Genomic DNA, 12,870 nt, shown 5'->3' with positions numbered 1-12,870 from the left:
AACTTAAAACGGAGGGTAGCGGGAAGAGGAGGGGGGATCAAAGTGAAATCGGGGTTTTAACGGCGATTTCACTTTTCATTTATTACGGGTATTACAGGCCGCATGCCGGCTCGATAACCCGGAAAAGCTTTACGCGGCCTCGGGAGAAAGGGCCCCTGCGGGTCCTTTAACCTTTAACGGTTGAACAGGTCGCGTTTTTTCGGGCGGAAAAATTGAGCAATCAGCACCAGGATGCCTACCAGCAAATAGGCGCCGAAGATCACGATCATCCATTGCGGCATTTCCAGCGACATGAAATGCCATTGGCGGACGGCGCAATCGCCCGTGGCGCTGAAAATCGACGGCAGCCATTTGTCCAGGGGCAGCCACGAGGGAAAACTGACAAAAAAATCGCAGGTGACGAACGGTGAGGGGTTCAACTGGATATCAGTATGCTTCATAGCCAGTTTCAAGCCTTCCCAAGCGCTGTACAACCAGATAATCAATGCACCGTAGCGTAACGGCGTGGCCGGCGCTATGGCGCCGATGATCCCCGCCCCCATGACGCCAAAAAGAGCAACCCTTTGATAAATGCATAACACACAGGGTTTTAATAACATCACATGCTGAAAATAAAGCGCCACCAGCTCCAACGCCAGGGCAGTAAGCACCATCAATATCCAGGCGCCACGACCTCGCGAGCAGCGGTTGAGAAATTGCAACATATATTATTATCCAGGCCAGTTGCTTGTAAACACGCAGTTTAAATCAATTAATGACAGATGCCAGCCTCTTTTTTAAGTAAAGTACGATTCGTTCTCCAGCTTGTTTCGTTTTCATTGAAACTCTTGTCATTAAGAATTCATCTTAAGTGATATTTTTGCGAGGTCTCTTAACGTAATCTGAAGCTGATACAGGTATTATGTTTAAAGAAAACATTATCAAAATTAATCATAAGGTGACAAATATGCCTCGTTATTGCCATCACCGACAAGGTTTTACCTTAAGTCCCTTCATCTCCCTATATCAGCTTGACGCTATCTGCTATGATTAGCCCGTTTTAGCTTACTTACGCATGCTGCACGGAACATACTATTATGGTTATCAAGGCGCAAAGTCCCGCCGGTTTCGCGGAAGAGTATCTTATTGAAAGCATATGGAATAATCGTTTCCCGCCGGGATCCATCCTGCCCGCGGAACGAGAACTTTCAGATGTGATTGGCGTTACGCGGACCACTTTGCGGGAAGTGCTGCAACGGCTGGCCCGGGACGGTTGGCTGACCATCCAGCATGGTAAACCGACCCGGGTAAACAACGTCTGGGAAACCTCGGGCCTGAATATTCTCGAGACGCTGGCCCGCCTCGATCATGACAGCGTTCCGCAGCTCATTGATAATTTATTGTCGGTACGCACCAATATCGCTTCGATATTCATTCGCATGGCGATACGGTTTTATCCCGATAAAGCGCAGCTGGTTCTGGCGCAGGCGGCAAATCTGGAAGATCAGGCCGATGCCTTCACCGAAATGGATTACCGCATTTTTCATGAATTGGCTTTTGCCTCCGGCAATCCGATATACGGCCTGATTTTCAACGGACTGAGGGGGTTATACCTGCGGGTAGGGCGCTATTATTTTTCCAATCCCCAGGCCCGCGAGCTGGCTCGCAATTTTTACACCCGTCTTTCCGCCCTGTGCCGGGAGGGATTATATGATCAGGTTATTGATCTGGTGCGTCATTACGGCAATGAGAGCGGGGCCATCTGGAACAGCATGCAGTCCTCCATACCCCATGATATCGCCGAAGCCGGACGCTGAGCCGGCATCATTCCGAAGAAGGGTGTGAAGGCCGTGACCGACCTTCACCGGGTTTTGGTACGGGATAAAATATCACAAGGGTAAGTTGCGCGCGGGACAACGCTCAATCAATTCCACATTTCCGTCTTCATTAAGCTGTTCCATATACACATCAAAACTCCACAGCCGATGAATATGCTTCATCACTTCGCGACGGTTTTTTGCTAACGGCGCGCGATTTTGCGGCGTATAGCGCAGAGTCAGCGAGCGGTCGCCGCGCAAATCCACATTCCAGACCTGAATATCCGGTTCGAGATTGCTTAAATTGTACTGGGAAGAGAGTTCCTGCCGTACCGCCCGGTAGCCGTCTTCATTGTGGATGGCGGCAATTTCCAGGTAATTGTTATGATCGTCATCCAACACGGTAAACAGACGGAAATCCCGCATGATTTTCGGCGACAGGAATTGGCTGATAAAACTTTCATCCTTGAAGTTATGCATGGCGAAATGCAGGGTTTCCAGCCAGTCGCTGCCGGCGATATCCGGGAACCAGCGGCGATCTTCTTCCGTCGGCGACTGGCAGATACGCTTGATGTCCTGGAACATGGCAAATCCCAGTGCGTACGGGTTGATGCCGCTGTAATAGGGACTGTTGTACGGCGGTTGATACACCACGTTGGTGTGGCTGTGAAGGAATTCCAACATGAACCGGTCGGTCACCTTTTTCTCATCGTAGAGATGGTTGAGAATGGTGTAGTGCCAGAATGTGGCCCAACCCTCATTCATGACCTGGGTCTGTTTTTGCGGATAAAAGTATTGGCTGACTTTACGGACGATACGCAAAATTTCCCGCTGCCAAGGTTCCAGCAAGGGGGCGTTTTTCTCCATGAAATACAACAGGTTTTCCTGCGGCTCATGGGGATAGCGGCTGGCTTCGGCGGGAGACTCCTCTTTATCCCGGCGGGGCAGGGTACGCCAAAGATCGTTGACCTGGCTTTGCAAATAGGCTTCTCGGCTTTCCTGCCGGGATTTCTCTTCCTCCAGGGAAATTTTCTGCGGCCGTTTGTAACGATCCACGCCGTGGTTCATTAAGGCATGGCAGGAATCCAGCAGCTGTTCCACCTGTTCGACGCCGTATCGCTCTTCACATTTAGTGATGTAATTACGGGCGAAAATCAGGTAATCCACAATGGAACTGGCGTCGGTCCAGCTGCGGAACAAATAATTATTTTTAAAGAAGGAATTATGGCCGTAACAGGCATGGGCAATCACCAGCGCCTGCATGGTCATGGTATTTTCTTCCATCAAATAGGCGATGCAGGGGTTGGAATTAATGACAATTTCATATGCCAGCCCTTGCTGACCCTGTTTGTAACGTTGTTCCGTTTCGATAAATTTCTTGCCGAATGACCAATGGGTATAATTAATCGGCATACCGACACTGGAGTAAGCATCCATCATTTGTTCCGAGGTAATGACTTCTATCTGATGGGGATACGTATCCAGCCGATAGAGTTTAGCCACCCGGTCAATCTCGTCCAAATACTCCTGTAATAGCTCAAATGTCCAGTCGGGTCCATCGCTAAGACAAGTGGAATCCTTTAAACGTTCATCAATGGAAATCGTCATCAGCGCACCTCATCGTTACAGACAGTACATCATCATGCTGGCTTATTATTAATCCTAGTGCAAGATGAAATTTACGCGGCGCCTGACACAGTATTAGCATGCAAATAATTGCGATTTGTTTGTATGCATTTCAGAGCACAACCGGACGGTATTGAATATCCCGATTTAGTCCTTGAAATGGCATTGCCGCTGAGTATCTAATGAATTGTGAACCAGCGCATGGTTTTGACGGCCTGCGGGACGCGGCCTGGACCGGGGCTTATCTTTCTATTGCGACTCTTCTGCTGTTGAATTCGAAAAGGGACACTTGACAATGCGGGTTATCATTTTAGGAAGCGGTGTGATCGGCGTCGCCAGCGCCTGGTATCTTGCCCGTGCGGGGCATGACGTTATGGTGCTTGAAAGACAGCCCGGCTCGGCGCTGGAAACCAGCGCCGGCAACGCCGGCCAGATTTCTCCCGGTTATGCCGCGCCCTGGGCCGCGCCCGGTGTACCGTTGAAGGCGATAAAATGGATGTTCCAGCGCCATGCTCCCCTGGCCATACGCCTTAACGGCACCCATCATCAGCTCCACTGGATGTGGCAAATGCTGCGCAACTGCGATAGCCGCCATTATTATATTAATAAAAGCCGGATGGTGCGCTTGGCGGAATACAGCCGCGATTGCCTGAAAGCCCTGCGCACCGACACCGGCATCCAATACGAAGGCCGCCAGGGCGGAACGCTGCAAATTTTTCGTACCGAACAGCAATTTGCCAGCGCTGCCAAGGATATCGCGGTGCTGCGCGACGAAGGGGTACCGTTCGAATTGTTGGAATCCCGGCAGTTGGCCGCCGTTGAACCCGCCTTGGCCGGCGTAGCGCACAAGCTGACCGGCGGCCTGCGGCTGCCCAATGATGAAACCGGCGATTGTCAGTTGTTCACGCAGCGCCTGGCAAAAATGGCGGCGGAGCTGGGTGTGGAATTCCGCTACGGCTGCGATATTACCGGCCTGCTTAGCTCCGGCGGCAGGATAACCGGCGTCAAGTGCGGCGGCGAGGTAATGCAGGGGGATGCCTATGTCATGGCGCTGGGTTCATACTCCACCGCCATGCTGCGCCATATCCTGTCTATTCCCGTTTATCCCCTGAAAGGCTATTCCCTGACCATTCCCCTGGCGGATGAACGGGCCGCTCCGGTGTCTACGGTCTTGGATGAGAGCTATAAAATCGCCATTACCCGTTTCGATAAGCGGATCCGGGTGGGAGGCATGGCTGAGATAGTCGGGTTCAACACCGAGTTGGCCAAGGCGCGGCGGGATACGCTGGAAATGGTGGTGCGGGATTTGTTCCCCGGCGGCGGACATATACAGCAGGCGACCTTTTGGACCGGATTGCGGCCGATGACCCCCGACGGAACGCCGATTGTCGGCAAAACCCCGTTCGCTAATCTTTACCTGAACACCGGCCACGGCACTCTCGGCTGGACCATGGCCTGCGGTTCGGGGCGTTTGCTGGCGGATATCATCAGCGGCCGGACGCCCGATATTCCCTACGACGATCTCTCCGTCGCGCGTTACATCGAAGGTTTCCGGCCCGGCGTCGAGCCTACCATGGCTTGAGTCGTTGCGGACCGGGGGGCTCTGTATGGTATGTACCCACTGGCCAATGGTCATGCCGGTGAAAATGTGTTAATTTTTGTCATATTATGACTAAATTTATTTTCTGCTGATGAATACTGAATACAAAAATTTCTCAAGGTTATTACATCTTACCTCCCGTGCGCTGCGGATGGCCATTGATCGCCGCCTGAAATATCTCGGCTTAAGCCAGGCGAGCTGGGTGGCGGTGGCCGCCATCGCCGGCGCGCAAACGCCCTTGTCTCAAAGCGAACTGGCGCAATTTCTTGGCGTGGAGGGGGCTACTATTGTTACCATGGTGGACCGGCTGGTGAAAACCGGCCTGGTACAGCGCGTGCCTACGCTCGCCGACCGGCGAAAAAAATTACTGGTGGTGACGGCGGACGGCAAGGCGTTATATGAAAAGGTCCGCAGCGAAGCGGATGCGCTGGGGGAAGAGATCCTGGACAAGGTGGCGGAGTCGGATTTGCAGGTGGCGATGCGCGTGCTGGCTGAAGTCTACGCCGCAACGGAATCCCTTTCCTGAGATTATTGTTCCTCGATTATCTTGATACCGATTTTATTGACCCGCTGGTCCTCTTTCTCCGCGATGGTCCACACCAGCCCTTCAGAAACGGCATTATCCCCCACTACCGGTTCGCCGCCGCCAAGCAGGCCCAGAACAAACTCGCCGAGGGTGAGATCCTGTTCATATTTTTCATCAAAGTCCAAGCCGTATATGGCCGCCACATCGGTGAGTTTTGCATCGGCTTCCAGAATGAAATCCCCAAAAAACCGCTGATCCAGCGCCACCGGCGGCGACTGGCTGAACAGCCGGCCCAGCGCGGGCAAATCACGTTCGCGGCCGATGACACACAGCACATCTCCTTCTTTAAGACGGGTATTGCCGGTGGGATGCAGCAGCACATTATCGCGAAAAAGCGCTGCGATACGGGTGTTTTTCGGCATTTTCATATCCCGCAATGCCGCGCCGACGCACCAGTTTTCACTGCCTAACTTATAAATAAACTGCTCCCAGGGGTTTTCGGGATGGATATCCATCCCGACGCGATTGATGGGGGAGGCGGTGGGGGGCACCACTACCTTGGCCAGTTTGGCGGCATAGCCCAAGGACGTACCCTGCAGCAGCAGCGAAATCAACACGATAAAGAACGCGACGTTAAAGAACAGTTTGGCGTTGTCCAGGCCCGCCATCATGGGGAAGACCGCCAGGATGATGGGAACCGCGCCACGCAGGCCGACCCAGGACAAAAAGACCCGTTCCCGGGTCGTGAAATTACGAAACGGCAACAGACCCACCAGGATGGATAGCGGCCGGGCCACCAGCATCAGCCACAGCGACAGCAGTAACGCCGGAATGGCGATAACCCATAAATCACTTGGGGTCACCAGCAGTCCCAGCACGAGGAACATGCATATCTGGCTGAGCCAAGCCATGCCGTCAAAGGTTTGCAAAATACCGTGACGGCTGCGTATCGGCCGGTTTCCCAACAAAAAACCGCACAGATAGACGGCCAGGATGCCGCTGCCCTCCAGGGCGGTGGTGAGGGCAAAGATCATGATGCCGCCGCTCACCGCCAGCAGGGGATAAAGCCCTCCCGCCAGGGAAATGCGGTTGATGGTTTGCAGCAGCAGCCAGCCGCCGCCGAGACCGAACAATACTCCCAGTCCAAATTGCTGGATGAGGTGCAGTACGAACATCCAGCTCAGATGAGTCTGCCCCTGCTGAATCATCGCAATCAGGGTAATGGTAAGAAAGACCGCCATCGGGTCATTGCTGCCGGATTCAATCTCAAGGGTTGAGCTGACGCGTTCATTGAGGCCTTTATTGCCCAGCAGCGAAAACACCGCCGCCGCATCCGTCGAACCGACGATGGCCCCTATCAATAGCCCTTCGATAAGATTGAGCTTGAACAGCCAGGCGGCGACCATGCCGGTCAAGCCGGCGGTGATGATGACCCCCACCGTGGCCAACGACAGGGCGGGCCACAGAGCCACGCGAAAAGACGTGGCGCGTGTGCGCATGCCGCCGTCCAATAAAATCACCGCCAGCGCCAGGTTACTGATCAAATAGGCCACCGGGTAATTGTCGAAGCCGATGCCGCCGATGCCGTCCACCCCCGCCAGCATGCCAATGGCGAGAAATATGACCAAGATGGGTATACCCAGACGCGAGGAGAACGAACTCAGCAATATACTGCCGCCCACCAGCAGAGAGCCGATAATAAATAAATTGATTATGGTGCCGCTATCCAATCGTCGCTCTCCTTTTTTTATAATAGTCAGTCTTTATAATAATTATCGAACCCTCTTCTTGTGAAGAGAATAGCAGGCAGATCCGCCAACACTGACACGAAACCCTGTTTTTAGCCATCAGTGGCAAAATGAGAGGGATATTGCCCTTTTTCCCGTTGAATCTGCTTTCCCGCGTCGACGTGCCATAGTTGTGGAGGGAGTAAACCTGCGTCAAGCCGCTTTCAATGCCGGCTTGAAAACCGGCTCTTTTTAACGTTATCACAAAAGTCGTTGAGGATGAAAGGGCTGCTTTTGGCCATTTAGCGTATTTCCGGCCGCATAACCCCTGAAAATCATAACCTGTTGTGCTGTAAATTATGTTTTTGTCGTGGTAAACCGTCGAAAGTGCGGGCGGTCCTCATCATTGATGGCTTCAGCCGTTCTTCAATTATGCTATTATAGAACAACGAAAATTATTAGTCTTAAAATTGACTGCCAATGAAAATAAACGGGCAATATTACGATGCGCTGATTATGAGCGAGTGGCATGACTTGATTGACATCACCGGTGCTGCCGCCCACTCGTTATTAAAGTCGCTTTCCGACGACGATATTAGTCTGCTGGTGGATGATTTTTATGCGTACATGCTGGATGACGACGACGCTCGATTGTTTCTTTCCAACCAACTGGTGAAAGATCGTTTGCATGCCACGCTATTGAATTGGATTAGACAGGTTTTAAACAGTTCCACCGCCGACCTGGCGGAACTGATTGCCCAACAGCGTAAAGTGGGGAATATCCACGCCCGCATCGGTATTCCTATTGATTTGGTGGCCCGCGGCGCCCGCAGGGTCAAACAAAGCCTTTACAGCCGGCTGCGGCGGGAAAAGATGGATCCGGCATTATGTTATGACGCCATGCGTTTTTGCTCCCTTGCCATGGATACCGCCATCGAAGTCATGACTACCGCCTATTCCCGAACCCATGAAAGCACCACCAAGGATCAGGAAAATTATCGGTTATTTTCGATCTTGGATAACGTTAACGTTGAGCGCGAACGGCAACTCGCCGCATTGCTGAATTGGGAAAACCGCTTTATCTATAATGTCGCCACCGGCTCCCCCGCCGTCGAAATTCAGGAACTGAAGGAATCGGAATTCGGATTATGGTTCCAGCATAAAGGCAGGCATGTTTTTGCCCAGGTGGATGAAGTATCGGAAATTACCGCGCTATTGGGCAGTACGGATGAATTTATCAAGACCTTTACCCCCGACATGATTGCCATAGCGGAACAACGCTATGTGTTGTTACGAACCGTGCGTAATCGGATCATGAAATTGACATCTCTCCTGTCCTCGTTATTTGAAGAGCTGGCGAAATTCGAAAATGGCAAAGATCCCCTCACGAACCTGCTGAACCGGCGTTTTATCCCCACTATCCTTCGGCGGGAAATAGCCTTGGCCATACGTACCAATACGTCCTTTGTCGTGGCCATGCTGGATATAGATTATTTCAAGAAAATAAACGATAAATACGGGCATGATGCCGGCGATGCGGCATTGAAAAATATCGCCGCGATCCTCTATGAAAGCGTACGCAGCAGCGATTATGTCTTTCGCTACGGCGGGGAGGAATTTATGCTGGTTTTTGTGGAGATAACTGAAAACCAGGCCAATCTGATCATCGATTCGATTCGCGCAAAAATCGCCGGTCGGCCGACGTATCCCACCGCCGGCGAAAAAATCGACCTGACGGTCAGCGTGGGCCTGTGCGTGTTCGACGGGCATCCGGATTATGAACGCCTGATCCGCAGAGCCGACAGCGCACTGTATGAGGCCAAGCAAAACGGCCGCAACCGTGCGGAAACTTATCATCCTAAAGGATGACATTATTTCCATTCGAGAGGTGCGCCAGGAAACAAAGTGGGAGGGGCCGATGGCAGCCGGCCATGGAGCTTGACGGGGGAAGGGACGCCGTATCCGAAATCAGCCAGAAACCGCCTGCTGTCTGGCTGATTTATGAATGTGCGGTTATCTTTCGTTTACCTGTTTGTGAAACAATTCACGGAACACCGGATAAATATCTTCCTGATCGCGAATATGCTGCATGGCAAAGTTACTGTACTTGGCTTGCAGGTCTTCATATTCGCGCCACAAGGTTTGATGCGCCCGCCGGGTTATTTCGATATAGCTATAATAACGCACCATTGGCAACAGCCTGTTAGCCAGCAGTTCATGACACAACGGGGAGTCATCCGCCCAGTTATCGCCGTCAGACGCCTGTGCGGCATAAATATTCCATTGTGCCGGGTTGTAACGATCTTTAACCACCTCCTCCATTAATTTCAACGCGCTGGAAACGATGGTGCCGCCGGTTTCCTGGGAATAAAAGAATTCATGTTCATCCACTTCCTTGGCTTGGGTGTGGTGGCGAATATAGACCACATCCACGTTTTTATAGGTCCGGCTGAGAAACAGATACAGCAGAATATAAAAGCGTTTGGCCATGTCCTTGGTGGCCTGGTCCATGGAACCCGAAACGTCCATCAAACAGAACATCACCGCCTGACTGGAAGGCTCGGCCCGGCGTTCAAAATTTTTATAGCGCAAATCAAACGTATCAATGAAAGGCACCCTGGCGATTTTTTGCCTGAGTTCCGCAATTTCCTTATGGATACGCTCCTCTTCCAACAGCTGCACAGGTTCGCTGTTGGCCAGCAGCGCCAGCTCTTCTTCCAGGGCCCGGATGGCGCGCCGTTTACCCGCTGTCATGGCGGTACGCCGGACCAGGGAGTTTTGCAGCGACCTCACCACGCTGATATTGGCCGGAACCCCGGTAGAGGTATAGCCGGAGCGGTGGGTTTTGAACTCATTAAGCTGCTTGTGCTGGTTTTTCTGCAGATTGGGCAACGCCAAATCTTCGAACAGCAGGTCAAGGTATTCGTCTTTCGAGATCTGAAAGACGAATTCATCCTGCCCCTCGCCGTCCTGGCTGGCGTTCCCCTGTCCGCTGCCGCCACCCCCGCCTCCCGGCGGGCGCTCTATACGGTCATTCTGGACAAAGTGATCATTGCCGGGATGCACGCGGTGACGCATGCCCCCTCGTCCCTGATGGAAAAAAGGCTCATTGATGTCAGTGTTGGGAATCGATACCGATTCCCCGCTCTCTACATCGGTAACCGAACGCTTGTTGATGGCCCCGGCAATCGACTGTTTGATTTGTGACTTATAGCGGCGCAAAAAGCGTTGGCGGTTAACCATGCTTTTGTTTTTGCCGTTAAGTCGTCGGTCAATAAAGTAGGCCATATATCTCCTCCGGACGACAGCGTCTTAGCGCCGCGTTTAAGACGATTTCCTTACCCGCAGATACCATTCGCACAACAGGCGCACCTGTTTGCGGGTGTAGCCTTTCTCCATCATGCGATCCACAAAGTCGTCGTGTTTTTTCTGCTCATCTGTAGATGTTTTCGCATTAAATGAAATAACAGGCAACAACTCTTCGGTGTTTGAGAACATTTTTTTCTCAATCACGGTACGGAGCTTTTCATAACTGGTCCAATTCGGATTCCGTCCGCTATTGTTGGCGCGGGCGCGAAGGACAAAGTTAACGATTTCATTACGGAAATCTTTAGGATTGCTAATCCCGGCGGGCTTTTCAATTTTTTCCAGTTCGGCATTCAATGCTTCCCTATCGAATAATTGGCCAGTATCGGGATCGCGGTATTCTTGATCCTGAATCCAGAAGTCCGCATAAGAAACGTAGCGATCAAATATATTCTGTCCGTACTCGGAATAAGATTCCAGATAAGCGGTTTGTATCTCCTTGCCGATGAATTCGGCATATTTGGGGATAAGGTACCCTTTCAAATGTTCGAGATATTTTTCAGCAATATCTTGGGGGAACTGTTCACGCTCAATTTGCTGTTCAAGAATATAGAATAAGTGTACCGGGTTAGCGGCAACTTCGCCGTGATCAAAATTGAATACCCTGGAGAGGATTTTAAAGGCGAAACGCGTTGATAATCCGTTCATGCCTTCATCCACACCCGCGTAGTCGCGGTATTCCTGGTAGGATTTTGCTTTCGGGTCGGTATCTTTCAGGCTTTCGCCGTCATATATCCGCATTTTGGAATAAATGCTGGAGTTTTCCGGTTCCTTCAAGCGCGACAGAATCGAAAAACGCGCTAATGTCTCAAGCGTGCCGGGCGCGCAGGGTGATTCCGCCAGTTCACTGTTGCTGATAAGTTTTTCATAAATCTTGATTTCCTGCGATACCCGCAGGCAATAAGGCACCTTGACGATATAAACACGGTCGAGGAAGGCCTCATTGTTCTTATTATTGCGGAACTGTACCCATTCCGATTCATTGGAATGCGCCAGGATGATACCGTTGAACGGCAGGGCGGCAATGCCCTCGGTGCCGTTATAGTTGCCTTCCTGGGTGGCGGTCAGCAACGGATGCAGCACCTTGATGGGGGCCTTGAACATTTCCACGAATTCCATGATGCCCTGGTTGGCCCGGCACAGTGCGCCGGAATAACCGTAGGCGTCGGGATCGTTCTGGGCATGGTCTTCCAGTTTGCGGATATCCACCTTGCCCACCAGAGCGGAAATGTCCTGATTATTTTCATCGCCGGGTTCGGTTTTGGCGATGGCGATCTGCTCAAGGATAGACGGCCATACCTTTACTACCCTGAAGCGGGTGATATCGCCGCCGAAGTCGTGCAGGCGCTTGGCCGCCCAAGGCGACATGATGGTGCCGAGATAACGGTGGGGGATGCCATAATCCTTTTCCAGGATATTGGCGTCTTCCAGCGGGTTGAACAGGCAGAGCGGATGATCGTTCACCGGGCTGCGTTCGCCGTTGGCGCTCAGTATATAAATAGGCACACGCTGCATCAATGACTTCAAGCGTTCCGCCAGGGAGGATTTACCGCCCCCCACCGGGCCGAGGAGGTACAGAATCTGTTTCTTTTCTTCCAGCCCTTGAGCGGCATGTTTCAGATACGAGACAATTTGCTCAATGGCTTCCTCCATGCCGTAAAATTCTTCGAAGGCAGGGTAGCGTGCGATAACGCGGTTGGAAAATAGCCGGGAGAGAGGCGGTTCCTGAGCGGTGTCAACCATAACTGGCTCACCGATTGCCATTAAAAGCCTCTCAGCCGCATTGGCGAACGCGCTGCGATCCTGGCGGCAGATAGCCAGGAATTCCTGCAAGGTGAACTCTTCGTCCTTGGCAGCTTCGTAGCGCTGACGATACTGGTCAAATATGTTCATGGCGATGCCCGTCCTTCGTTATTAGCACAGGTTAAAAAGGAGCTAAATTGGTATTTTGCGGCTCCTGAAAAAAAAGATCCCTTCTGAGTACAGCAACCACTATGCCAACTTGTAGCCGCTTTGCCGTAACCGCTCTCAGGTAAAATCTTTCTCTAAGATAAAGTTTAGTTGGCATCTTGGAAATGTCATTTAAGTGTTAACGCTTTTTTTAAGATATATCAATGACTCAGTTGCCGAAATATCTATCAGATCCCATTGTGGCGCGGTCTGTGAGGCTGTCAACAGATTCCGTTATAGTTTATAGAAAATTAGGATATAATTTAGATGTTAATTGTT

The 12,870-nt window shown here is 51.7% G+C and carries 9 protein-coding genes; 4 read left to right on the top strand and 5 right to left on the bottom strand.

The features are described from left to right. Window positions 1-173 precede the first annotated feature (173 nt). On the bottom strand, window positions 174-704 hold the full coding sequence (gene dsbB, locus ACL2XO_RS16275; RefSeq protein WP_413741045.1) for a disulfide bond formation protein DsbB: 531 nt from the start codon (window positions 702-704) through the stop codon (window positions 174-176). A gap of 372 nt (window positions 705-1,076) precedes the next feature. Here dsbB and fadR point away from each other — a divergent pair, with 372 nt between their 5' ends. After that, window positions 1,077-1,796 (top strand): fatty acid metabolism transcriptional regulator FadR, encoded by a 720-nt coding sequence (gene fadR / locus ACL2XO_RS16270; RefSeq protein ID WP_132921351.1) that lies wholly within the window; start codon window positions 1,077-1,079, stop codon window positions 1,794-1,796. A 72-nt stretch (window positions 1,797-1,868) separates the two neighbouring features. Here fadR and ACL2XO_RS16265 read toward each other — a convergent pair whose 3' ends face one another. Then, window positions 1,869-3,404, bottom strand: coding sequence for a SpoVR family protein (locus tag ACL2XO_RS16265; RefSeq protein ID WP_413724591.1), 1,536 nt, complete (start codon window positions 3,402-3,404; stop codon window positions 1,869-1,871). A gap of 313 nt (window positions 3,405-3,717) precedes the next feature. Between ACL2XO_RS16265 and ACL2XO_RS16260 the strand changes: the two genes are divergently transcribed. Then, window positions 3,718-5,004 (top strand): D-amino acid dehydrogenase, encoded by a 1,287-nt coding sequence (locus tag ACL2XO_RS16260; RefSeq protein WP_413741044.1) that lies wholly within the window; start codon window positions 3,718-3,720, stop codon window positions 5,002-5,004. Between the two features lie 109 nt (window positions 5,005-5,113). After that, window positions 5,114-5,548: a MarR family winged helix-turn-helix transcriptional regulator gene (locus ACL2XO_RS16255; RefSeq protein ID WP_132921354.1), complete on the top strand. Its 435-nt coding sequence runs from the start codon at window positions 5,114-5,116 to the stop codon at window positions 5,546-5,548. Between the two features lie 2 nt (window positions 5,549-5,550). On the opposite strand, the gene ACL2XO_RS16250 is transcribed toward ACL2XO_RS16255, so the two are convergent. After that, the gene (locus tag ACL2XO_RS16250) at window positions 5,551-7,278 is read right to left on the bottom strand and encodes a potassium/proton antiporter (RefSeq protein WP_203521247.1); all 1,728 of its coding nucleotides are present in this window, start codon (window positions 7,276-7,278) and stop codon (window positions 5,551-5,553) included. Between the two features lie 477 nt (window positions 7,279-7,755). Between ACL2XO_RS16250 and ACL2XO_RS16245 the strand changes: the two genes are divergently transcribed. Further along, window positions 7,756-9,144, top strand: a complete 1,389-nt coding sequence (locus tag ACL2XO_RS16245) for a diguanylate cyclase (protein WP_413724589.1) — start codon at window positions 7,756-7,758, stop codon at window positions 9,142-9,144. A 144-nt stretch (window positions 9,145-9,288) separates the two neighbouring features. Here the strand turns inward: ACL2XO_RS16245 and ACL2XO_RS16240 are convergent, their stop codons facing one another. Next, window positions 9,289-10,563, bottom strand: a complete 1,275-nt coding sequence (locus ACL2XO_RS16240; protein WP_132921357.1) for a YeaH/YhbH family protein — start codon at window positions 10,561-10,563, stop codon at window positions 9,289-9,291. Window positions 10,564-10,599: 36 nt separating this feature from the next. Continuing rightward, window positions 10,600-12,534 (bottom strand): protein kinase YeaG, encoded by a 1,935-nt coding sequence (yeaG, locus tag ACL2XO_RS16235; RefSeq protein ID WP_132921358.1) that lies wholly within the window; start codon window positions 12,532-12,534, stop codon window positions 10,600-10,602. Between the last annotated feature and the right edge of the window lie 336 nt (window positions 12,535-12,870).

Origin of the sequence: Sodalis sp. RH15 (assembly GCF_047324255.1) — a bacterium.
Taxonomy (GTDB): domain Bacteria; phylum Pseudomonadota; class Gammaproteobacteria; order Enterobacterales; family Enterobacteriaceae; genus Acerihabitans; species Acerihabitans ligni.
Note: the sequence above shows the minus strand (reverse complement) of the source record. Positions and strands in the feature narration are given on the sequence as shown.